The organism is Rhodococcus triatomae (assembly GCF_014217785.1).
Classification (GTDB): domain Bacteria; phylum Actinomycetota; class Actinomycetes; order Mycobacteriales; family Mycobacteriaceae; genus Rhodococcus_F; species Rhodococcus_F triatomae.
This window is the reverse complement of the sequence record NZ_CP048814.1, coordinates 91,664-113,727: the sequence shown is the minus strand read 5'-3', so window position 1 is coordinate 113,727 and position 22,064 is coordinate 91,664. Positions and strand designations below refer to the sequence as shown.

Annotated in this window: 21 protein-coding genes; 19 read left to right on the top strand and 2 right to left on the bottom strand. The window is 70.2% G+C overall.

All coding sequences use genetic code 11. The annotated features are described in order from the left end of the window. Positions 1-4 precede the first annotated feature (4 nt). The 7 genes from hisH (at position 5) to G4H71_RS00515 (ending at position 4,023) form a co-directional block, all read left to right on the top strand. Positions 5-640 (top strand): imidazole glycerol phosphate synthase subunit HisH, encoded by a 636-nt coding sequence (gene hisH, locus G4H71_RS00545; protein WP_072737782.1) that lies wholly within the window; start codon positions 5-7, stop codon positions 638-640. Next, positions 637-996: a hypothetical protein gene (locus G4H71_RS00540; RefSeq protein ID WP_072737783.1), complete on the top strand. Its 360-nt coding sequence runs from the start codon at positions 637-639 to the stop codon at positions 994-996. The genes hisH and G4H71_RS00540 overlap by 4 nt, the downstream gene beginning before the upstream one ends. Before the next feature lie 11 nt (positions 997-1,007). Further along, a complete protein-coding gene (priA, locus tag G4H71_RS00535; protein WP_072737865.1) occupies positions 1,008-1,742 on the top strand; it encodes a bifunctional 1-(5-phosphoribosyl)-5-((5-phosphoribosylamino)methylideneamino)imidazole-4-carboxamide isomerase/phosphoribosylanthranilate isomerase PriA in 735 nt (244 codons plus the stop codon). 5 nt (positions 1,743-1,747) lie between these two features. Then, a complete protein-coding gene (locus tag G4H71_RS00530) occupies positions 1,748-2,578 on the top strand; it encodes an inositol monophosphatase family protein (protein WP_072737784.1) in 831 nt (276 codons plus the stop codon). Continuing rightward, entirely contained in the window at positions 2,575-3,348 is a 774-nt protein-coding gene (hisF, locus tag G4H71_RS00525) for an imidazole glycerol phosphate synthase subunit HisF (protein WP_072737785.1), read from the top strand. Before G4H71_RS00530 ends, hisF begins: the two co-directional genes overlap by 4 nt. After that, positions 3,345-3,704 (top strand): phosphoribosyl-AMP cyclohydrolase, encoded by a 360-nt coding sequence (hisI, locus tag G4H71_RS00520; RefSeq protein WP_072737786.1) that lies wholly within the window; start codon positions 3,345-3,347, stop codon positions 3,702-3,704. Before hisF ends, hisI begins: the two co-directional genes overlap by 4 nt. Positions 3,705-3,843: 139 nt before the next feature. Continuing rightward, positions 3,844-4,023, top strand: coding sequence for a tautomerase family protein (locus G4H71_RS00515; protein ID WP_072737787.1), 180 nt, complete (start codon positions 3,844-3,846; stop codon positions 4,021-4,023). A gap of 30 nt (positions 4,024-4,053) precedes the next feature. On the opposite strand, the gene G4H71_RS00510 is transcribed toward G4H71_RS00515, so the two are convergent. Beyond that, a complete protein-coding gene (locus G4H71_RS00510) occupies positions 4,054-4,596 on the bottom strand; it encodes a MarR family winged helix-turn-helix transcriptional regulator (protein ID WP_139183151.1) in 543 nt (180 codons plus the stop codon). Between the two features lie 192 nt (positions 4,597-4,788). On the opposite strand from G4H71_RS00510, the gene G4H71_RS00505 reads away from it, so the two are divergent. After that, positions 4,789-5,556: a dioxygenase family protein gene (locus G4H71_RS00505; RefSeq protein ID WP_072737788.1), complete on the top strand. Its 768-nt coding sequence runs from the start codon at positions 4,789-4,791 to the stop codon at positions 5,554-5,556. A gap of 39 nt (positions 5,557-5,595) precedes the next feature. On the opposite strand, the gene G4H71_RS00500 is transcribed toward G4H71_RS00505, so the two are convergent. Continuing rightward, on the bottom strand, positions 5,596-6,060 hold the full coding sequence (locus G4H71_RS00500) for a peroxiredoxin (RefSeq protein ID WP_072737789.1): 465 nt from the start codon (positions 6,058-6,060) through the stop codon (positions 5,596-5,598). Between the two features lie 99 nt (positions 6,061-6,159). On the opposite strand from G4H71_RS00500, the gene G4H71_RS00495 reads away from it, so the two are divergent. From G4H71_RS00495 to G4H71_RS00445, 11 genes are all read left to right on the top strand, one after another. After that, positions 6,160-7,749 carry an anthranilate synthase component I gene (locus G4H71_RS00495; protein ID WP_072737867.1) on the top strand — a complete coding sequence of 530 codons (1,590 nt, stop codon included), beginning with the start codon at positions 6,160-6,162 and terminating at the stop codon, positions 7,747-7,749. A 3-nt stretch (positions 7,750-7,752) separates the two neighbouring features. After that, positions 7,753-8,502 carry a TIGR02234 family membrane protein gene (locus tag G4H71_RS00490; RefSeq protein ID WP_072737790.1) on the top strand — a complete coding sequence of 250 codons (750 nt, stop codon included), beginning with the start codon at positions 7,753-7,755 and terminating at the stop codon, positions 8,500-8,502. 62 nt (positions 8,503-8,564) lie between these two features. Next, complete coding sequence (gene trpC / locus G4H71_RS00485; protein ID WP_072737791.1) at positions 8,565-9,374, top strand: indole-3-glycerol phosphate synthase TrpC; 810 nt, start codon at positions 8,565-8,567, stop codon at positions 9,372-9,374. A gap of 73 nt (positions 9,375-9,447) precedes the next feature. Beyond that, positions 9,448-10,776, top strand: coding sequence for a tryptophan synthase subunit beta (gene trpB, locus G4H71_RS00480; RefSeq protein WP_072737792.1), 1,329 nt, complete (start codon positions 9,448-9,450; stop codon positions 10,774-10,776). A 26-nt stretch (positions 10,777-10,802) separates the two neighbouring features. Beyond that, the gene (gene trpA / locus G4H71_RS00475; protein WP_072737868.1) at positions 10,803-11,594 is read left to right on the top strand and encodes a tryptophan synthase subunit alpha; all 792 of its coding nucleotides are present in this window, start codon (positions 10,803-10,805) and stop codon (positions 11,592-11,594) included. Then, positions 11,591-12,625, top strand: coding sequence for a prolipoprotein diacylglyceryl transferase (gene lgt, locus G4H71_RS00470; RefSeq protein WP_072737793.1), 1,035 nt, complete (start codon positions 11,591-11,593; stop codon positions 12,623-12,625). Before trpA ends, lgt begins: the two co-directional genes overlap by 4 nt. After that, complete coding sequence (locus G4H71_RS00465) at positions 12,622-13,446, top strand: TM2 domain-containing protein (RefSeq protein WP_072737794.1); 825 nt, start codon at positions 12,622-12,624, stop codon at positions 13,444-13,446. Before lgt ends, G4H71_RS00465 begins: the two co-directional genes overlap by 4 nt. 129 nt (positions 13,447-13,575) lie before the next feature. Continuing rightward, on the top strand, positions 13,576-18,204 hold the full coding sequence (gltB, locus tag G4H71_RS00460) for a glutamate synthase large subunit (RefSeq protein ID WP_072737869.1): 4,629 nt from the start codon (positions 13,576-13,578) through the stop codon (positions 18,202-18,204). Beyond that, positions 18,197-19,699 carry a glutamate synthase subunit beta gene (locus G4H71_RS00455; protein WP_072737795.1) on the top strand — a complete coding sequence of 501 codons (1,503 nt, stop codon included), beginning with the start codon at positions 18,197-18,199 and terminating at the stop codon, positions 19,697-19,699. Before gltB ends, G4H71_RS00455 begins: the two co-directional genes overlap by 8 nt. A 46-nt stretch (positions 19,700-19,745) precedes the next feature. Then, the gene (pyk, locus tag G4H71_RS00450) at positions 19,746-21,167 is read left to right on the top strand and encodes a pyruvate kinase (RefSeq protein WP_072737796.1); all 1,422 of its coding nucleotides are present in this window, start codon (positions 19,746-19,748) and stop codon (positions 21,165-21,167) included. After that, positions 21,164-22,042, top strand: coding sequence for an acyl-CoA thioesterase (locus G4H71_RS00445; RefSeq protein WP_072737797.1), 879 nt, complete (start codon positions 21,164-21,166; stop codon positions 22,040-22,042). Before pyk ends, G4H71_RS00445 begins: the two co-directional genes overlap by 4 nt. Positions 22,043-22,064 lie beyond the last annotated feature (22 nt).

The following is a 22,064-nucleotide window of genomic DNA, read 5'->3' as shown; positions in this document are numbered from 1 at the left end:
GCCCATGACCGTCGCTCGCATCGCCGTTCTCGACTACGGATCCGGGAACCTGCACTCGGCCACACGCGCCCTGGCCCGTACCGGTGCCGAGGTCGAGGTGACCGCGGATCCCCAGGTGGCGCTCGCCGCCGACGGACTTCTCGTCCCCGGTGTCGGCGCATTCGCCGCCTGCATGGAGGGGCTGCGCGCGGTGCGGGGAGACCGGATCATCGGGCAGCGTCTGGCGGGTGGGCGCCCGGTGTTGGGGATCTGCGTCGGAATGCAGATCCTGTTCGAGAAGGGCGTCGAGTTCGGTGTCGCCGCGGACGGGTGCGGCGAATGGCCCGGCACCGTCGACCGTCTCCAGGCCGACGTCCTTCCCCACATGGGTTGGAACACGGTGGACGCACCCGAGGACAGCGTGCTGTTCGCGGGGCTCGATCCGCAGACCCGCTTCTACTTCGTGCACTCCTACGCGGCGCAGCGCTGGGAGATGCCCCCGTCCGAGCACCTGGCCCCGCCGAAGCTGACGTGGGCCGACCACGGGGGCCGGTTCCTCGCCGCCGTGGAGAACGGCCCGCTCTCGGCCACCCAGTTCCACCCGGAGAAGTCCGGTGACGCCGGGGCCGAGCTGCTGGAGAACTGGGTACGCAGCCTGTGACCGATCACGGTCAGGTGCCCGCGAGTGGTCCTGAACGGGACGACGGCGAGCGAGACCTGTCCGTGGGCAAGCTGGCGCTGTGCGCGCTGGGTGCTGCCACGGCGGTGCTCGTCGCGACAACCCTGCTCCTGGCACTCTGGCGGCCCGGCCCGGCCGTGACGGCGGTGATCGGGCTGCTCGGGCTCGTCGGCGCGGTCACGGTGATGGGGCTGGTGTCCACGCGCATGACGCGGGCGGCATACGGCGGCGCCCCGGCCCACGATCGTGACCCCGGCGCGTGCGGTCCCGACGATCATGGTCCCGACGATCACGGTCCCGACGAACCCGGCACCGGTGCGACGGCGCGGAGCGACTAGGGTTGACGCACGTGAGCCTGGTCCTTCTGCCTGCAGTCGATGTCGTCAACGGTGAAGCTGTTCGCCTCGTACAGGGAGAGGCAGGCAGCGAGACCGGATACGGCTCTCCCCGCGATGCCGCCCTCGCCTGGCAGGAGCAGGGTGCCGAGTGGGTCCACGTCGTGGATCTCGATGCCGCGTTCGGTCGCGGCTCGAACTACGAACTGCTGGCCGGAGTGGTCGGCGAACTCGATGTGAACGTCGAACTCTCCGGCGGAATCCGTGACGACGCCTCGCTCGAGGCGGCGCTGGCCACCGGATGTGCCCGTGTCAACATCGGTACCGCCGCGATCGAGAACCCGCAGTGGTCGGCGAGGGTGATCGCCGAGCACGGCGAGAAGATCGCGGTCGGCCTGGACGTCCGGTTCGTCGACGGCGACTACCAGTTGCGCGGCCGGGGCTGGGTCAGTGAAGGCGGCAACCTGTGGGAGACCCTCGCCCGGCTCGACCGCGACGGCTGCTCGCGCTACGTCGTCACCGACGTGGGTCGTGACGGCACCCTCACCGGCCCCAATCTCGAGCTTCTCGCGCAGGTGTGTGCCGCGACGGACGCGCCGGTCGTGGCCTCCGGTGGCGTGTCCACCATCGACGATCTCCGTGCGATCGCCGGCCTCACCGGTCAGGGCGTCGAGGGATCGATCGTGGGGAAGGCACTCTACGCCGGGCGATTCACGCTGCCCGAGGCGCTCGCCGCGGTCTCCGGCTGACGCCGATGGCCCTGGACCGTGATCCCCGGGAACTACTCGCCGTCGCCGGCGAGATCCTCGATGCCGCGTCGGAACGATTCCTGACCGGCGTCGGCGCCCCGAGCGCGGTCGCCAAGGGGCGCGACGACTTCGCCACGGCGGTCGACCTGGAACTCGAGAAGCGGGTGTCCGGCGAACTCTCGGACCGGACCGGAATCGCCGTGCACGGCGAGGAGTTCGGCGGACCGAGTCTGCGCGAGGGCGCGGTCTGGGTGCTCGACCCGATCGACGGCACGCTGAACTACTCTGCCGGGCTGCCCACGGCCGGGATTCTCGCGGCTCTCCTCGTCGACGGTGAGCCGGTGCTCGGTCTCACCTGGCTGCCGTTCGTGAACCGCCGCTATGCCGCGTGGGTGCACGGTCCGGTATACGAGGGTGGAGAGGAACTGCCGCCGCTGGCGCCGCGGACCCTGTCCTCCTCCATCGTCGGCATGGGGGCGCTCAACGTCGACAGCCGGGGGCGCATCCCCGGCCCGTTCCGGTTGCAGGTGCTCGCCGAATTGAGTCGCACGTCGTCCCGGATCCGCATCCACGGATCGACCGGAGTCGATCTGGCCTACACCGCCGCGGGAATCCTGGGAGCCGCCGTGGTGTTCGGACACAATGCGTGGGACAACGCCCCCGGTGTCGCTCTCGTCCGCGCGGCGGGCGGGGTGGTGACGGACCTGCGCGGCGCGCCGTGGACGGTCGACTCGGGATCGGTGCTGGCGGCGGCGCCCGGCGTGCACGCCGAGATACTCGATATCCTGGGACCGCTGGACAATCCGGCATCCCCGCATTCAGGAGGACTTCGATGACGCTGGCCGTTCGGGTGATCCCGTGTCTGGACGTCGACGCGGGCCGCGTCGTCAAGGGCGTGAACTTCGAGAATCTGCGTGATGCGGGCGATCCCGTCGAGCTCGCCGCGGCCTACGACGCACAGGGCGCCGACGAGCTGACCTTCCTCGATGTCACGGCATCCACGTCGGAGCGCGGCACGATGCTCGACGTGGTCAGCCGGACCGCCGAGCAGGTCTTCATCCCCCTCACCGTCGGGGGTGGCGTTCGTACCGTCGAGGACGTCGACCGCCTGTTGCGGGCCGGGGCGGACAAGGTGAGTGTCAACACCGCCGCGATCGCCCGTCCGGAACTGTTGCGTGAACTGAGCGAGCGGTTCGGCTCGCAGTGCATCGTGCTGTCGGTGGATGCGCGCACCGTCCCCGAGGGCGCCGAACCGACACCGTCCGGTTGGGAGGTCACCACGCACGGCGGCAGGCGGGGGACCGGTATCGATGCGGTCGAGTGGGCGGTGCGGGGCGCCGAGCTCGGCGTCGGGGAGATCCTCCTGAACTCGATGGACGCCGACGGTACCAAGGCGGGATTCGATCTGCGGATGATCGAGTCCGTGCGCGCGGCAGTCCACGTTCCGGTCATCGCGAGCGGGGGAGCGGGTGCGGTCTCGCACTTCGCCCCGGCCGTGCAGGCCGGTGCGGACGCCGTGCTCGCGGCGAGTGTGTTCCACTTCGGGGACATGACCATCGACGAGGTCAAGACGTCGATGCGCGGCGAGGGGATCGTGGTCCGATGAGTGGAGGAGCAGGCGGTCTCGATCCGGCCGTCGCGGCCCGTCTCAAGCGGAATGCCGAAGGGCTGTTCGGCGCGGTCGCACAGGAGCGGTCCACCGGCGACGTCCTGATGGTGGCGTGGATGGACGACGAGGCGCTCGCGCGCACCCTGGCCACCCGGAAGGGCACCTACTATTCGCGGTCCCGGCAGCAGTACTGGGTCAAGGGCGAGACGTCGGGGCACACGCAGTACGTGCACGAGGTGCGGCTCGACTGCGACGGAGACACGGTGCTCCTCGTCGTCGACCAGGAGGGCGCCGCGTGCCACACCGGCACCCACACGTGCTTCGACACGGACGTCCTGCTGCCGGCGCCCTGACCGGGGATCTGCACAGCGCCTCGTCCGTCGGTCTCGAGGACTCGGAGGACCTGATCGACGACCCGGCCGCAGCACTGGGCACAACCGGCTGACCGGCCCCGTGACGTACGGGACGCGTGCGTGCTGGCAGGATCGCGGCATGCCGCTGATCCAGATCTCCCAGACCCCGGGCCTGTCCACCGCGCAGAAGCGCGCCGTGATCGAGGGCGTGACGCGCGCCTACGCCGATGCCACCGGCAAGGACCCCGCGAAGGTCTGGGTCACCCTCACCGACGTTCCCCGGGAGAACTGGGGTGTCGGCGGAGAGCCCCTCGGCTGAATCTGTGGCCGGATTCGGAGCCGGTCCGGTTCAGGGCCTCCCGACGCCGGAGGCGATGGCCTTGTCGAGCTGGGTGACCATCGACTCGGCCAGACGTTCCAGCTGACCGACCTGTCGCGCGGACAGGCCGTCGAAGACGAGGTTGCGTACGGTCTTGACGTGCTGCGGAGCAGCCTCGACGATCTTGGCGGTGCCCTCCTCGGTGAGAACCGCGTCGGACGCCCGGGAGCCGGGCACCGGTTCACGCCGCACCCACCCGCGCTTCTCGAGCTTCGTGACTACGTGGGACAGGCGCGACAGCGAGGAGTTCGCGCGTTGGGCGAGCACCGAGAGTTGCAGGCGCCCATCCCTTTCCGCCGACAGTGACACGAGCACGAAATACTCGAAGTGGGTCATCGAGGAGTCGCGCTGCAGTTGGGTGTCCAGCGCTGCCGGAAGGCGCATCACCAGGGCGATGAGGGCGAGCCACGCGCGCTGCTGATCGTCGCTCAGCCAGTGTGGTTCGGTGGCGTCCGGGTCGTGTCCCCGGCCGCCCTCGGAGTGTGCGGCGTCGTCACCGGTTCCGTCGCTCATGCTTCGTTCGTCTCCAGTCTCCGGCGCCCGACGCGCCGTCGGTCCATCTTTGCGCACGGGAATGCTCTCCGCGATATCCAGGTTGTGTGTCCTGTAAGTTGAAGGTTCAACTTGATGTGCTCTCGAACGAGGCGCGATCGCGAACGAGGAGTGACGATGTCCGGCCAGGTACCCACCCCTCCGCCCACCCGGATGCCCGCACTGTTCCTGTCCCACGGCGCCCCGCCGCTCGTCGACAGCGAACTCTGGGTGGGACAGTTGCGCGAGTGGGCAGCACGCCTCCCGCGGCCGACCGCGATCCTCGTGGTCTCCGCGCATTGGGAGTCCGCGCCGCTGACCATCGCGTCCACCACCACGGGAACGCCACTGGTGCACGACTTCGGCGGATTTCCCGAGCGGTTCTCCCGGGTGACCTATCCCTCGCCCGGTGCTCCGGAGCTCGCCGCCGAGGTCGCGGCACTCCTGCCCGGTGACGAGTCCGTCGCGCACCAGCCGAACCGGGGACTCGACCACGGCGCGTACGTGCCGCTGACCGTGATGTATCCCGATGCGGACATTCCGGTCCTGCAGATCTCGCTGCCCACCCTCGATCCCGAGCGGCTGCTGCGACTCGGGCGGAGGCTGCGTCCGCTGCGCGACCGCGGCGTCCTCGTCATGGGGTCGGGATTCACCACGCACGGACTGCCGTTCCTGCGTGATCCGTCGCCCGACGCGGCCGCGCCCACGTGGTCCGCCGAGTTCGACGCGTGGGCGGCCGAGCGCCTCTCCGGTGGCGACGTGGACGGGCTGCTCGACTTCCGCGCCCGAGCACCCGGGATGCCGTACGCGCACCCGACGATCGAGCACTTCGCGCCGATGTTCGTCACCCTGGGTGCGTCGAGCGATCCGGAGCATCCGCCGCAGCAGGTGATCGACGGCTTCTGGATGGGCCTGGCCAAGCGCTCGTTCCAGGTGGCGTAGGCCGGTATCGCCACGGAGTCCGGAAGCCGGGCGAAGCGCTCAGGCGGTGCGGCGCGAGCGCAGGAACTCGAGTGCCTGATCGCCGTGGGTGTCCGCGCGCAGTTCCCTCGCGATCGTCGTCAACACGGTGCGATCGGTGTCGATGACGAAGGTGGTCCGCTTCACCGGGGCGATCCGGCCGAGTAGGCCCCGCTTGACGCCGAACTGTGCGGCGACCGCACCACCGGCGTCGGACAGCAGCGGGTAGTCGAACGACTGCGCCGTGGCGAACGACGCCTGCTTCTCGACGGTGTCGGTGCTGATCCCGGCGCGGGCCGCACCGACGGCGGCGAACTCGGCGGCGAGGTCACGGAAATGGCAGGCTTCCGCCGTGCACACCGGGGTCGAGGCACCCGGATAGAAGAACAGGACCAGCGGGCCGTCCGCGAGGAGGCCGGAGAGTGTGCGGACGGCTCCGGTCTGGTCGGGGAGGCTGAAATCGGGCGCAAGATCTCCGGGCTGCATACCCACGCACCGTAGTCGAGAAGGCGCTCGGCGGTGCGCGGGCCCGATCCGGCGCGGGGTGCGCGGGACGTCTGCGGGGCACCTGGGACAATGGGCGTCATGCACGCCGAGCCCACCGCCCTGTCCGATGCCGCGGGGTCGGATTCGACCACCACCCGCGAGCAGTTCCGACTCCTCGCCGCCGAGCATCGGGTCGTGCCGGTCACGCGGAAGTTGCTCGCCGACGCCGAGACTCCGCTGTCGGCCTACGCGAAGCTCGCGGCGAACCGCCCCGGCACGTTCCTCTTCGAGTCGGCGGAGAACGGGCGTTCCTGGTCCCGCTGGTCGTTCATCGGGGCGGGAAGCCCGGCGGCGCTCACGGTCGTCGACGGTGAGGCCGCGTGGTACGGCAATGTGCCCGCGGGCGTTCCCGCAGGTGGCGACCCGGTGTCGGCGCTCGGCCGAACCCTCGAGTTGCTGCGTTCGGAGCGACTGCCGGATCTGCCGCCGCTGACCGGAGGCATGGTCGGATTCCTCGGCTACGACGCGGTACGCCGGCTCGAGCGGCTGGGCGATCACGCCGACGACGACCTGCGGATTCCCGAGATGCTGATGCTCCTCGCCACCGATCTCGCCGCGGTGGACCATCACGAGGGCGTGATCTGGCTGATCGCGAATGCTGTGAACTGGGACGGCACCGACCGACGGGTCGACGAGGCGTACGACGACGCGGTGGCCCGACTCGACCGGATGGAGGCCGCGCTCGCCGCGCCGTCGTCGTCGACGGTCTCCACCTACTCCCGGCCGAAGCCGGAGTTCCGCAGGCAGCGGACCACCGAGGAGTTCGGGGCGGGTGTGCGGCGGCTCGTCGGCGAGATCGAGGCGGGCGAAGCCTTCCAGGTGGTGCTCTCGCAGCGGTTCGAGATGCCGTGCGATGCAGCCCCGATCGACGTCTACCGGATGCTGCGGGCGACCAATCCGAGCCCCTACATGTACCTGGTCCACGTCCCCGACGGCACCGGCGACACCGCGTTCTCCATCGTCGGGTCCAGCCCGGAATCCCTCGTGACGGTGCACGACGGCGTCGCCACCACGCATCCGATCGCCGGGACGCGCTGGCGCGGCGAGACCGAGGAGGACGACGTCCTGCTCGAGAAGGATCTACTGGCCGACGAGAAGGAGAACGCCGAGCACCTGATGCTCGTCGACCTCGGCCGCAACGACCTCGGGCGGGTCTGCGAGCCGGGCACGGTCAAGGTGCACGACTACCGGCACATCGAGCGCTACAGCCACGTCATGCACCTGGTGTCCACGGTGACCGGCCACCTGGCCGACGACAAGCACGCCCTCGACGCGGTCACGGCCTGTTTCCCGGCGGGCACCCTGTCGGGAGCACCGAAGGTCCGCGCGATGCAGTTGATCGAGGAGCTCGAGCCCACCCGGCGGGGGGTGTACGGCGGGATCGTCGGGTACCTCGACTTCTCCGGTGACGCGGACACCGCCATCGCCATCCGGACCGCGCTGATCAAGGACGGCACCGCCTACGTCCAGGCCGGGGCCGGGGTCGTCGCCGATTCCCATCCCGAGTACGAGGACACGGAATCGCGGAACAAGGCGATGGCGGTGCTGTCCGCGGTGGCGGCCGCACACACGGTGCGTGCGGTCGGGAGCCGGGCGGCCGGGACACAGGGAACGAGCGGAGGTGTGTAGGCGATGACGGGCGAACGGAACGGCAGGGGCGGCGCACGTCCGACCGCGGTGGCCGTGGTGCTTCTCGCCGCGGCGGCGGTTCTCCTCTGGGCCGCCTCGCGGATGACGTGGGTCGACGCCGTGTCCGCCGACGGGCTCGGCGAGGAACAGTCGACCGCGATCGACGGCGGTACCTGGGCGGCCGCGACGACACCCCTCGCGCTCGCGTTGGTCGCCGCGATCGCGGCGACGTTCGCGGTCCGCGGGTGGGCGGTACGGGTGGTCGCGCTGTTGGTGGCACTCGTCGCGGTGGCGGCGGCCGTACCGGCGCTCACCCTGCTGGCCTCCGGCGCCCCGGACGAGCGGGTCGCACAGTTGGCGGAACTCCCGGGTCGGGCCGAGGTGCACTCGGTGGTGGTCCATCCGCTCGGCGCCGTCCTCGTCGTGGTGGGAGCGGTGATCGCGCTGGCCGCGGCACTCGCACTGGCCCGCAGGCCCCGCGCGAGCGGCGGCCTCTCCTCGAAGTACGACGCTCCGGCGGCACGCCGGGCTGCCGCGACGGCCGTGACCGACGAGCCCGTCACGCAGAGGATGATGTGGGATGCGCTCGACGCCGGAGACGACCCCACCGTCGAAAGTGACGACGGTGCCGGATCTGCCGCGGACGACGGTGTCGGATCCGTCGTGGACGACGGTGCCGGCCTGCCCCGCGGAGAGACGGAATCGGGAGACGGTCCGGGACCCGGCCGTAGACCCGATCAGAGTGCAGATTAGGCTGTCAACGTCTCGATGATGTTTCTCACATCGAGCTACTGCCCAGAAAGGACTCGGGCCAGATGACCGTTCTCGATTCGATCCTCGACGGGGTGCGTGCCGATGTCGCAGCCCGGGAGGCAGTTGTCGACTTCGCTGCCGTGAAGGCCGCGGCTGCCGCCGCACCCCCGGCACTCGACGCCGCCGCTGCGCTGCTCGGACCCGGGATCGGAGTCATCGCCGAGGTGAAACGTGCCAGTCCCTCCAAGGGGCCGCTGGCGGACATCGCCGACCCCGCCGAACTCGCCGCCGCGTACGAGGCGGGCGGTGCCAGGATCATCAGCGTTCTCACCGAGGAGCGCCGCTTCCAGGGCTCGCTCGCGGACCTCGACGCCGTCCGGCGCGCGGTGAGCATCCCGGTTCTGCGCAAGGACTTCATCGTCGGGCCCTACCAGATCCACGAGGCCCGCGCACACGGTGCGGACGTCGTGCTGTTGATCGTGGCGGCGCTCGAGCAGACGGCCCTGACGTCGCTCATCGACCGCACCGAGTCGCTCGGAATGACCGCCCTCGTCGAGGTGCACACCGAAGAGGAAGCGAACCGCGCACTCGAGGCCGGTGCCCGGGTGATCGGGGTCAACGCGCGCAACCTCAAGACGCTCGAGGTCGACAAGAACACCTTCGGTGAGATCGCCCCCGGGCTGCCCACCGAGACCATCAAGATCGCGGAGTCGGGTGTGCGCGGCACCGCGGACCTGCTCGCCTACGCCGGCGCGGGCGCGGATGCGGTGCTCGTCGGCGAGGGCCTCGTCACCAGCGGTGATCCGCGCAAGGCGGTCGCCGATCTGGTGAATGCGGGAGCGCACCCGTCCTGCCCGAAGCCCGCCCGCTGACCGAAGATCGCGGGGCAGGTCCGGCGGTCGACCCGGTAGGCGGCGACGTCCGTCGTTGGGGCAGACTGGAAGGGTGACTGCACCGAATCCAGGACCCGCTTCCGGAGCCTCCGCCACCGGCGGCGGCCTGCCGACCTCGAGCGCCGGCATCGCCGAGCGCACAGCCCACGACCCCGACGGTGGCGGGCACTTCGGTGTGTACGGCGGCAGGCACGTTCCCGAGGCGCTGATGGCGGTCATCGAGGAGGTCACGTCCGCCTACGAGAAGGCGCGCAGCGACGAGTCGTTCCTCGCGGAACTGGACCGGCTGCAGCGGGACTACACGGGTCGGCCCTCACCGATCTTCGAGGCGACGCGGATGAGCGAGTTCGCCGGCGGCGCGCGGATCATCCTGAAGCGCGAGGACCTCAATCACACCGGCTCGCACAAGATCAACAACGTGCTCGGCCAGGTCCTGCTCGCGCAACGGATGGGCAAGCGGCGCATCATCGCCGAAACCGGTGCCGGCCAGCACGGTGTCGCGACTGCCACCGCGTGCGCGCTCCTGGGCCTCGAGTGCATCATCTACATGGGAGCGGTCGATACCGGACGCCAGGCCCTCAACGTGGCACGGATGCGGCTGCTCGGCGCGAAGGTCGTTGCGGTGCAATCCGGTTCGCGCACGCTCAAGGATGCGATCAACGAGGCGCTGCGGGACTGGGTGACCCACGCGCACAACACCTACTACTGCTTCGGTACCGCCGCCGGGCCGCACCCGTTCCCCATGATCGTGCGCGACTTCCAGCGCGTGGTGGGGCTCGAGGCCCGAGTGCAGGTGCAGGCGCTCACCGGAAGGCTCCCCGACGCGGTGACGGCGTGTGTGGGTGGCGGGTCGAACGCGATCGGCATCTTCCACGCCTTCCTCGACGATCCGTCGGTGCGGCTCGTCGGCTACGAGGCCGGCGGTGACGGGGTGGAGACCGGCCGTACGGCGGCCACCTTCTCCGCCGGCACCCCCGGGGCATTCCAGGGCGCCTACTCGTATCTGCTGCAGGACGAGGACGGCCAGACGATCGAATCCCACTCGATCTCGGCCGGTCTGGACTACCCGGGCGTCGGCCCCGAGCACGCACTGCTCAAGGATCTCGGCCGCGCCACCTACGAGCCGGTCACCGACAGCGAGGCGATGGACGCGTTGCGGCTGCTGTCCGAGCGGGAGGGGATCATCCCGGCGATCGAATCCGCGCACGCCGTCGCCGGCTCGCTGCGCCTCGGCCGTGAACTCGGCGCGGGGGCGATCATCCTGGTGAGCCTGTCCGGTCGCGGAGACAAGGACATGGACACCGCCGCCCGATGGTTCGGACTGTTCGACGACGACCCCGAGAACAACCCCGGTGACGACCAGAAAGGTTCGGCCCAGTGAGCAGCTTCGACCCGGCGAGCAGCAGCATGTCGCGACTTGCCCCGACGTTCGAGCAGTGCCGCAGCGAGAATCGTGCGGCCCTCGTCGGATACCTGCCCGCAGGGTTTCCCACCGTCCCGGACTCGATCGACGTGTTCAGGGCGATGGTCGACTCGGGCTGCGACATCATCGAGGTCGGCCTGGCCTACTCCGACCCGGTGATGGACGGTCCCACCATTCAGGCCGCTGCCGAGACCGCGCTGTCGAACGGCGTGCGGGTGCGGGACATCTTCCCGGTCGTCGAGCAGATCGCCGCCGCGGGCGGCAAGGCCGTGGTCATGACGTACTGGAACCCGGTGCTCAAGTACGGGGTCGATGCGTTCGCCCGTGATCTCGCGAACGCCGGTGGTCTCGGCATGATCACACCCAACCTCATTCCGGAGGAGGCAGGGGAGTGGCTGACCGCATCCGAGCGGCACCACCTCGACCGCATCTTCCTGGTGGCGCCGTCCTCGACGGAGGAGCGCCTGGTCAAGACCATCGAGTCCAGTAGCGGCTTCCTCTACGCCGCGTCGACCATGGGCGTCACCGGCGCCCGGGATGCGGTCTCGACGATGGCGCCCGAACTGTGCGCACGGATTCGTGCCCACTCCGACATCCCGATCGGCGTCGGGCTCGGTGTCCGCTCCGGCGCCCAGGCCGCCGAGATCGCCGCGTACGCCGACGCCGTCATCGTCGGATCCGCGCTGGTGTCCGCGGTGGAGAACGGTCTCGACGCGGTACACGCCCTCACCGCCGAGCTCGCCGCGGGCGTGCGCTCCGCTACCGTGGCGTCGTGACCTCCTCGGTAGATCTGCTCGCATACATTCCCAGTCCGCCACAGGGAGTGTGGTACCTCGGCCCGGTCGCATTGCGGGCCTATGCGCTGTTCATCGTCGTCGGCATCATCGTGGCGATCGTGTGGGGCGACCGCCGCTGGGTGGCCCGCGGTGGCGACAAGGGGACGGTGCTCGACGTCGCGATCTGGGCGGTGCCGTTCGGCCTGATCGGCGGCCGGCTGTACCACGTGATGACGGACTGGCCCACGTACTTCGGTGAGGGCGGTCGTCCACTCGACGCGTTGAAGGTGTGGCAGGGCGGACTCGGGATCTGGGGCGCCGTGGCGCTGGGTGGTGTCGGTGCCTGGATCGCCTGCCGTCGGCGCGGTATCCCGCTGCCGGCGTTCGGCGACGCGGTCGCCCCCGCGATCCTTCTCGCGCAGGCGATCGGACGCATCGGCAACTACTTCAACCAGGAGTTGTACGGACGCGAGACCACCGTGCCGTGGGGGCTGGAGATCTTCGAGCGCCGCAACGACGCCGGGGCGCTGTCGCCGAGCCTCATCGACGGCGTGTCCACCGGCCAGGTCGTCGCGGTGGTGCACCCGACCTTCCTGTACGAGGCGTTGTGGAACGTCCTGATCGTCGTCGCCCTCGTGGTGATCGACCGGCGGTTCCGGATCGGCCACGGCCGCCTGTTCGCGCTGTACGTCGCCGGCTACTGCCTCGGCCGGTTCTGGATCGAGATGATGCGTACCGACCACGCGAGCCTCATCGCCGGTGTCCGCGTCAACTCGTTCACCTCGGCGATCGTGTTCGTGGCTGCCGTCGTGTACGTCGTGTTCGCGACGAAGGGCCGGGAGGCTCCCGAGGAACTGAGGACACGGCGACCGGGTGCCCCGGTACCCGCCGGTGTCGCGGCCGCGACCACATCGGAGCCACCGGCTGACGACCCGGCCGGGACCCACCTGGACGACACCGAGTCGGGCGGGGGGCCGGCCGGCGAGTCCGCGGAGGCACCGACCGAGAAGACGAAAGATGGTGACTCATGACCGATCCGTCTGCACGCGGCGACCAGCCCGAGAAGGATGAAGCGCAGGTCCAGCCGGAGTCGGGAGCCCAGCAGGAGTCGGGAGCCCAGCAGGAGTCGGGAGAGCAGTCCGGACAGTCCCGCCCCGCGCCCGATTTCGGGGATCCGTTCGACTACGACGCGACCGCCGAGGCCTCGCTGTCCGAGCCGCCGTCCGAGGCGATTCCTGCCCCGGGTGGAACGGGCGCCGGCCCGGGGTGGGACACCTATTCCGGGGTCGGCAACGGGCCGGGCTGGGGGTCCACGCCGAGCTATCCGCCGCCGTCCGAAGGTGGCGCGGTGTTCGGCGCTCCCGATCCGAACCTGGGGCGCGAGACGTCGGCGGAGTCCGGTGCAGCGACGGAAGCGGGCGGCTATACCGGGACCGGTTACGGCCAGCAGCCGACTTACGGCGAACCAGGCGCGTACGGGGCGCCGCAGTACGCGCAGCAACCCTTCGATCCGCAGGGCCAGTACGGTCAGCAGTACCCCTACGGTGCGCAGCCGTACATGGCGGCGCCGTACGGCTACGGGCCGGTGGACCCCACCGCTCCGTACGGCAGGCATCCGATGACCGGCGAGCCGTTCTCCGACAAATCCAAACTGACCGCCGGTCTCCTGGAGCTGTTCCTCGGTGCGTTCGGCGCCGGACGTTTCTATCTGGGGCAGCCGGGGATCGCCATCGCCCAGATCGCGGTGACGTGGCTGACGTGCGGTGTCGGCGCCATCTGGCCGCTCATCGACGCGGTGCTCATGCTCGTCGGCAACGTCAAGGACAAGTACGGACGTCCGCTGCGCGACTGATCGGCGGTAGGCCACCGGCATTTCCGCTGGTAGAATCACTCGCGCCGGATCACTCCCGGCACACAACCTTCTCGGGTCGACGCTCGTGCGGTTCCTCCTGCGGCGCACGGCCCAGTGCGGAGGTCCTCGGTGCACTACTCCCGGCTTCCCGGGCGCCAGGGTCTGTACGACCCTGGCGGGGAGGCCGACGCGTGCGGCGTGGCGATCGTGTGCGACATCGAGGGGCGTCCGTCGCACCGGATCGTCGCGGATGCGCTCGATGCTCTCGGGAAGCTGGCCCATCGCGGCGCGGCCGGGGCGGAACCGGACAGCGGTGACGGGGCGGGCATCACGCTTGCGCTGCCCGTCGACCTGTACGCGCGGGTGTGCCCCTTCCCGTTGCCCGGTGTGCCGGGTTCCCACGGGTCCTGCGGGAGCGAGCGCGAGCACGCATTCGCGACAGGTTTGTGTTTCCTCCCCGCGGACGCCTCGGCCCGGGCGGAGGCAGTGCGCCGGGTAGAGGCGATCGCCGCCGAAGAGGGCCTCGAGGTGCTCGGATGGCGCGAGGTCCCGGTCGACCCCGACCGGGCCGGCGTGGGGGCCGCGGCGCGGGCCTGCGCCCCGCACATCGGTCAGCTGTTCGTCGCGGCGACACGCCCGGACGGCGGGTACGAGCGTGGGGTGGCGCTCGATCGCCGTGTCCTGGCGCTCCGTATCCGAGCGGAGCGGCTCCGGGGCACATCGGACCACGGCGGCGAATCGCACGAGGACGGCGAATCGCACGAGGACGGCACCGTCTACTTTCCCTCGCTGTCGAGCCGGACCATCGTCTACAAGGGGATGGTGACGCCGGGACAACTCGCCGCGTTCTACCCGGATCTGCGGGATCGGCGTACGGTCGCCGCGATCGCCCTCGTCCACAGTCGCTACTCCACCAACACCTTTCCGTCCTGGATCCTCGCGCAGCCGTTCCGCCTCGTCGCGCACAACGGTGAGATCAACACCATTCGCGGCAACCGCAATCGGATGCGCTCCCGTGAAGCTCTCCTCGAATCAGCGCTGCTCCCCGGCGATCTCGCCCGGATGTTCCCGATCTGCACGCCCGGGCTGTCGGATTCCGCGTCGTTCGACGAAGTGCTCGAGCTGCTCCACCTGGCCGGGCGTACCCTCCCGCACGCGGTGGCGGCGATGGTGCCGGAGACGTGGGAGCGCGACGCCGCGATGGCCCCGTCGCGCAGGGACTTCTACCGATTCCACGCCTCGGTCATGGAAGCCTGGGACGGGCCCGCGTGTATCGCCTTCACCGACGGCACCGTCGCGGGCGCCGTCCTCGACCGCAACGGCCTCCGGCCGGGCAGGTGGTGGCGCACCGCCGACGGCCGGATGATTCTGGCCAGCGAGAGCGGCGTCCTCGACGTCGATGCGGCCGAGGTGGTCGAGAAGGGGCGCCTCGAACCCGGGGCGATGTTCCTCGTCGACACTGCGGCGGGACGGGTCGTCCCGGACCGGGAGGTCAAGGAGGCGTTGGCCGCGCATCGCCCCTACGACGCATGGTCGTCGAATCTGGTATGGCTCGATACCGGTGTCCGGCCGGGGGAGGTCGAGGTGCCCGCCGACCTGCGCCGTCGGCAACAGGTGTTCGGGTACACCGACGAAGAGCTACGAGTGCTCCTCGCTCCGATGGCGCGGTCGGGTGCCGAGCCGGTCGGTTCCATGGGGGACGACACCCCGATCGCGGCGCTCTCGGAACGGCCCCGCCTGATCTACGACTACTTCGTGCAACTGTTCGCGCAGGTCACCAACCCGCCGCTCGATGCGATCCGGGAAGAGATCGTCACGTCGCTGCGCAGCGTGGTGGGTCCCGAGTCGAACCTCCTCGACCCCGGCCCGCACTCGTGCCGGCAATTGGTACTCGACGGGCCGATCCTCGATCGCGCCCAGGTCGCCGAGATCCTCGAACTCGCCACGGCACGGGGTCACCGGCACCTGTCCGCCGTCGTGCTGCCCACGGTCTACGACGTGCGCCGCGGCGCGGCGGGGATGCGTGAGGCCCTCGACCGGCTGCGTGCCCGGGCCGCTGCGGCTCCGGCCGAGGGCCACTCCCTGCTCGTCCTCTCCGATCGGGACGTGAGCCCGGACCGGGCGCCGATTCCCGCGCTGCTCGCGGTGGCCTCCGTCCACCACCATCTGGTGCGGACCGGTCACCGCGCCCAGGTGTCACTCGTCGTCGAGACGGGCGACGCGCGCGAGGTGCACCACGTAGCGGCATTGCTCGGATACGGCGCGTCCGCAGTGCACCCGTACCTCGCGACGGCGTCGGTGGCGGACCTCGTCGCGTCGGGGGAGATCGACGGGACGTCGGTGGCCGAGGCCGTCGACAACTACGTCCGGGCTCTGCGCCGCGGGGTGGTCAAGGTGATGTCGAAGATGGGGATCTCCACCCTCGCGTCGTACACCGCGGCCCAGGTGTTCGAGGCGATCGGCCTGGACCACGATCTGGTGGACGAGCACTTCACCGGGACGACGAGCCGCATCGGCGGCGTGGGCCTGGACCGACTCTCGGCAGACGTACGTCGACGCCACCTTCGGGCGTACCAGGAGAATCCGGCGGCGGCAGTACATCGGCCCCTCGACGGAGGAGGTGCCTACCGGTACCGGTCGGACGGCGAGATGCACCTGTTCACACCGGAAACCGTGTTCCTGCTCCAGCATGCGACGCGTACCGGCAGGTCGGAGGTGTTCGCCCGGTACAGCGCCCGAGTCGACGAACTGTCCGCCCGTGGCGGAACGCTCCGTGGCCTGCTCCGGTTCCGGGACGTGGACGAGCCGATACCGCTCCACGAGGTGGAGCCGGCCTCGGAGATCGTGCGCAGGTTCGGCACCGGCGCGATGAGCTACGGCTCGCTCTCGGCCGAGGCGCACGAGACCCTCGCGATCGCGATGAACCGGATGGGGGCACGGTCGAACACCGGCGAGGGCGGCGAGGACGGCGCCCGGCTGCGCGATCCGGAACGTTCGAGCGCGGTCAAACAGGTCGCCAGTGGGCGTTTCGGCGTCACCAGCGACTATCTCGTGCACGCGGAGGACATTCAGATCAAGATGGCACAGGGAGCGAAACCTGGTGAGGGAGGTCAGCTTCCGGGTTTCAAGGTGTATCCGTGGGTGGCGCAGACCCGTCATTCGACCCCTGGTGTCGGCCTCATCTCGCCGCCTCCCCATCACGACATCTACTCGATCGAGGATCTCGCCCAGCTCATCCACGACCTGAAGAACGCCAACGATCGGGCGCGCATCCACGTCAAGCTCGTCAGCGCCTGCGGCGTGGGAACTGTGGCCGCGGGGGTCGCCAAGGCACATGCCGACGTGGTGCTGATCTCCGGGCACGACGGGGGCACCGGAGCCACTCCGCTCACCTCGATGAAACATGCCGGCCTGCCCTGGGAGATCGGGCTCGCCGACACGCAGCAGACCTTGGTGCTCAACGGGTTACGTGATCGCATCGTCGTCCAGTGCGACGGCGGGCTGCGCACCGCGCGGGACGTGACCGTGGCGGCATTGCTCGGGGCCGAGGAGTACGGCTTCGCCACCGCCCCGCTGGTGGCCGCCGGATGCGTGATGATGCGGGTGTGCCATCTCGACACCTGCCCGGTGGGGATCGCGACCCAGAACCCCGAGCTGCGCGGGCGGTACACCGGCAGGCCGGAGTTCGTGGAACAGTACTTCCGATTCGTCGCCGAGGACGTCCGGCGCCATCTCGCGGTGCTGGGGCTGCGCAGCCTCGACGAGGCCGTCGGCCGCGCCGATCTGCTCGAGGCCGCCGATCGTCACGAGGACGCGGCCTCGCGCGGTGGGCTCGACCTCACGCCGTTGCTCGCCGTCCCGCCGGGTTCCGGTCGGGTGGCGCGGCGGCGAGGTGCGGTGTCGGCGCGACGGGATCTGGACGGCTCGCTCGACCGCACACTCCTTCTCCCCGCCGCGGAGCCCGCGCTCGAGGATGCGCTTCCGGTGCGGATCGACACTCCGATCCGCAATGTCCACCGGACCGTCGGGACATTGCTCGGCGCCGAGATCACCCGCCGCTACGGCGCACGAGGGCTGCCCGACGACACGGTGCGGGTGGTCCTCACCGGCTCCGCCGGCCAGTCGTTCGGCGCGTTCCTCCCGCCGGGGCTGACGCTCGAGCTGATCGGAGATGCCAACGACTACCTGGCGAAGGGGCTGTCCGGCGGCCGGGTGGTGGTGCGACCCGACCCGGCAGCGCCGTTCGAGGCGCAGGGCCAGGTGATCGCCGGGAACACCCTGCTGTACGGCGCCACGTCGGGAGAGGTGTTCCTACGGGGCCGGGTCGGGGAACGCTTCGCGGTGCGCAATTCGGGGGCCCTCGCCGTCGTCGAGGGCATCGGCGATCACGGGTGCGAGTACATGACCGGTGGCCGGGTGCTGGTGCTCGGTCCGATCGGCCGCAACTTCGCGGCGGGGATGTCCGGGGGAATCGGCTACGTACTCGATCTCGACCGGAGTCGGGTGAACCTCGACATGGTCGAGATCGAACCCGTCGACGCGGACGACGTGGCCTGGTTGCGCGGGGTACTCGCTCGACACCGCGAGCGGACCGGGTCGGTCGTGGCGTCGGCGTTGCTCGCGCACTGGCCGGCCGCGGCGGATTCGGTGTCGAAGGTGATGCCGGTCGACTATCGGCGTGTGCTCGCCGCGACCAGGGCGGCCGAGACCGAGGGGCTCGACGTGGATTCCGCGGTGATGGAGGCGGCACGTGGCTGATCCACGCGGGTTCCTGCACACCGTCCGCCGCGACGCGCCCCGGCGGCCGGTCGACGAGCGGGTCCGGGACTGGCGTGGAGTGGAGGTGCCGCAGCCCCGGCCCGCGCGGGATGCGGAGGTGCGTGAACAGGCCGGTCGGTGCATGGATTGCGGCATCCCGTTCTGTCACTCGAGCGCGGTGGGATGCCCGCTCGGGAATCTCGTGCCGGAGTGGACCGATCTGGTGCACCGCGGCCGTTGGGGCGCGGCGGCGGAGCGGCTGCACGCGACGAACAACTTCCCGGAGTTCACCGGTGCACTGTGTCCGGCGCCGTGCGAGTCCGCCTGCGTTCTCGCGCTCGGAGACCCGCACACCACCGGTGGGGTGACCATCAAGAGGATCGAACGGGCCATCGCCGACCACGCGTGGGAGGACGGTCGCGTCACTCCGGAGCGAGCGGGCATCGACACCGGATTCCGGGTGGCCGTCGTGGGGTCGGGGCCGGCGGGCCTGGCTGCCGCGCAGCAACTGACCCGCGCCGGTCACCGGGTGACCGTCTTCGAACGCGAGGACCGGCTGGGCGGACTTCTGCGCTACGGAATCCCCGCGTTCAAGATGCCCAAGTCCGCGATCGACCGTCGGATCGCGCAGCTGCGGTCGGAGGGAACCGCGTTCGTCACCGGATGCGAGGTCGGCGTGGACCTCGACGTCGACCGCCTCCGCGCCACCCACGATGCCGTCGTCCTGGCGATCGGCGCACTCGACGCCCGCGAGACGCAGGTGCCCGGCCGCGAACTGGCCGGAGTCCACCAGGCGATGGAGTACCTGGTGGCAGCGAACCGCGAGGGGGAGGGCGACGGGGCGACACCGGTGAGTGCCGCCGGGAAGAGGATCGTCCTCGTCGGCGGCGGCGACACCGGGGCCGACTGCCTGGGCACCGCACACCGCCAGGGCGCGCGGTCGGTGATCCAGCTGGACTACCACGCGCCGCCGCCGACGGACCGCGACGAGTCCGGCACGCCGTGGCCCCTCGTCCCGTTGGTCCTGCATACCTCGGCCGCCCACGAGGAAGGCGGCGAGCGTCGGTATCGCGTCGCGGTTCGGCGTTTCGTCGCGGATGCGGCGGATGCGGTGCGGGCGGTGGCTCTCGCCGAGGTGTCCGTCGATCGGGACAGGGACGGGCGCCGGGTGGTCACTCCGGTGGGCGCCGAGTACGAGATCCCCTGCGATCTCGCCCTGCTGGCCATCGGGTTCGAGGGTGTCGAACGGGGCGCACTGCTCGACGGCCTCGGCCTGTCCCCGGACATCCACGGCCGGCTCCGGTGCGGACCGGACTGGCAGAGCGGAACACCCGGTGTCTTCGTGTGCGGTGACGCCCACCGCGGAGCATCCCTGGTGGTGTGGGCGATCGCCGAGGGACGCGCCGTCGCGCGGGCCGTCGATGCCCGTTTGACCGGAACGTCCGTCCTGCCCGCACCGGTCTCCAGCACGGCGCTCCCGCTCACCGCGAGGTGACCGGAGGTGAATGGAGAAGGTGGAGGCAGCCGACTAGGCTCGAGCTGTGAATCGACGGACGAAGATCGTTTGTACTCTTGGACCTGCAACCGCACACGGTGACCGGATTCGCGAACTCGTCGAGAGCGGCATGGACGTCGCTCGGCTCAACTTCAGCCACGGCGAGCACGCGGACCACGAGAAGAGCTACCACGCCGTCCGCGCAGCCTCGGACGCCACCGGCCGCGCGGTCGGTATCCTCGCCGACCTCCAGGGACCGAAGATCCGGCTCGGGAGGTTCAAGGACGGGCCGACGAACTGGGCCACCGGCGAACTCGTGAGGATCACCGTCGACGACGTCGCCGGCTCGCGCGATCGGGTATCGACCACCTACAGGCAACTCGCCCAGGACGCCCAGGCAGGCGACCGGCTGCTCGTCGACGACGGCAAGGTCGGTCTCGTCGTCTCGGAAGTCGACGGAAACGACGTCGTGTGCCGGGTCACCGAGGGTGGCCCGGTCAGCAACAACAAGGGCGTCTCGCTGCCGGGCATGAACGTCTCGGTGCCGGCGCTGTCGGAGAAGGATCTCGAGGATCTCGAGTTCGCGCTGCGCCTCGGGGTGGATTTCATCGCGCTGTCCTTCGTCCGCTCCCCGGCGGACGTGGAACTGGTGCACGCCGTGATGGACAAGGTGGGCCGCCGTATCCCGGTGATCGCCAAGCTCGAGAAGCCGGAGGCGATCGACAACCTCGAGGCCGTCGTGCTGGCGTTCGACGCGGTCATGGTCGCCCGCGGCGACCTGGGTGTGGAGCTGCCGCTCGAGCAGGTGCCGCTGGTCCAGAAGCGCGCGATCCAGATCGCCCGGGAGAACGCCAAGCCGGTGATCGTCGCGACGCAGATGCTCGAATCGATGATCGAGAACTCGCGCCCCACCCGCGCGGAGGCATCCGACGTGGCGAACGCGGTGCTCGACGGCGCGGACGCGGTCATGCTGTCCGGTGAGACCTCGGTCGGCAAGTACGTGATGGAGACGGTGCGGACGATGGCCCGCATCGTCGAGGCGGTCGAGTCGGAGTCCACCCGGGTCCCGCCGCTCACGCATGTGCCGCGCACCAAGCGCGGCGTCATCTCCTATGCCGCGCGGGACATCGGTGAGCGACTCGATGCGAAGGCGCTGGTCGCGTTCACGCAGTCCGGCGACACGGTGCGTCGTCTCGCGCGCCTGCACACCCCGCTGCCCTTGCTCGCGTTCACCCCGCTGCCCGAGGTGCGCAGCCAGCTCTCGCTCACCTGGGGCACCGAGACGTTCATCGTCCCGCCGGTGGACAGCACCGACGCGATGGTGCGTCAGGTGGACCACGCGCTCCTCGGCCTCGGCCGATACGTGAAGGGCGATCTCGTCGTGATCGTGGCGGGCTCGCCCCCGGGCACGGTAGGGTCCACCAACTTGATTCACGTGCACCGCATCGGAGAAGAGGATCACGGGTGAGCGACACCTCCACCAGGACCGATCTCGAGACCTTGCTCGGTCTCCTCGATCTCGAGGAGGCCGGCGAGGATTTGTTCGTCGGTCACCACCCCGCACAGGTCGGTAGCCGCACGTTCGGCGGCCAGCTGATCGCTCAGGCGCTCGTCGCCGCGGGGCGGACGGTGGGGGATGCGCGTGCGGTCCACGCGATCAATGCGCACTTCATCCGTGGCGGAGATGTCAAGGCGCCCATCGAGTATCGGGTGGACCGGCAGAGAGACGGGCGGGCCTTCGCCAACCGCCAGGTCACCGCGTTGCAGGACGGCAAGGAGCTGTTCGTGATGCTCGCGGCGTTCCAGGACTGGGGCAAGGGGCTCGATCACGCCGTGGAGATCCCGGACGTGCCCTACCCGGATGCGTTGCCGCCGTTGGGTGATCACTTCGTCGGTTTCGAGGACAAGCTCAAGATGTTCGTCGACGCGCTCAAGCCGATCGACATGCGCTACGCGAACGATCCGGCGTGGATCCTCAAGGGCACGGGGGAGAAGCTCAACCACAACCGGGTGTGGATGCGGGCGGACGGCGCGTTGCCCGATGATCCGTTGACTCACGTGGCCACGATGGCGTACTCGTCGGACACGACGGTGCTGGACTCGATCATCACCACCCACGGACTGTCCTGGGGCTTCGATCGGATCGTCGCGGCGACGGTCAACCACTCGATCTGGTTCCACCGCCCCTTCCGGTTCGACGAATGGGCGCTGTACGCCACCGAGTCCCCGGTGGCCGCCGGGTCGCGTGGACTCGCCACCGGTCGCTACTTCTCGATCGAGGGGCAGCTGCTCGCCACCGTCGTGCAGGAGGGATTGATCCGGCACTTCCCGGCGCGACGGTGAGACGGGCTGAGCGCAGCTCGTT

Coding starts and splice junctions, on each gene's coding strand:
- trpC (WP_072737791.1), top strand. CDS start 8,565: ATGACCGTTCTCGATTCGATCCTCGACGGGGTGCGTGCCGATGTCGCA.
- hisF (WP_072737785.1), top strand. CDS start 2,575: ATGACGCTGGCCGTTCGGGTGATCCCGTGTCTGGACGTCGACGCGGGC.
- G4H71_RS00490 (WP_072737790.1), top strand. CDS start 7,753: ATGACGGGCGAACGGAACGGCAGGGGCGGCGCACGTCCGACCGCGGTG.
- hisI (WP_072737786.1), top strand. CDS start 3,345: ATGAGTGGAGGAGCAGGCGGTCTCGATCCGGCCGTCGCGGCCCGTCTC.
- G4H71_RS00505 (WP_072737788.1), top strand. CDS start 4,789: ATGCCCGCACTGTTCCTGTCCCACGGCGCCCCGCCGCTCGTCGACAGC.
- G4H71_RS00515 (WP_072737787.1), top strand. CDS start 3,844: ATGCCGCTGATCCAGATCTCCCAGACCCCGGGCCTGTCCACCGCGCAG.
- G4H71_RS00495 (WP_072737867.1), top strand. CDS start 6,160: ATGCACGCCGAGCCCACCGCCCTGTCCGATGCCGCGGGGTCGGATTCG.
- hisH (WP_072737782.1), top strand. CDS start 5: ATGACCGTCGCTCGCATCGCCGTTCTCGACTACGGATCCGGGAACCTG.
- G4H71_RS00510 (WP_139183151.1), bottom strand. CDS start 4,596: ATGAGCGACGGAACCGGTGACGACGCCGCACACTCCGAGGGCGGCCGG.
- G4H71_RS00465 (WP_072737794.1), top strand. CDS start 12,622: ATGACCGATCCGTCTGCACGCGGCGACCAGCCCGAGAAGGATGAAGCG.
- trpA (WP_072737868.1), top strand. CDS start 10,803: ATGTCGCGACTTGCCCCGACGTTCGAGCAGTGCCGCAGCGAGAATCGT.
- G4H71_RS00530 (WP_072737784.1), top strand. CDS start 1,748: ATGGCCCTGGACCGTGATCCCCGGGAACTACTCGCCGTCGCCGGCGAG.
- G4H71_RS00500 (WP_072737789.1), bottom strand. CDS start 6,060: ATGCAGCCCGGAGATCTTGCGCCCGATTTCAGCCTCCCCGACCAGACC.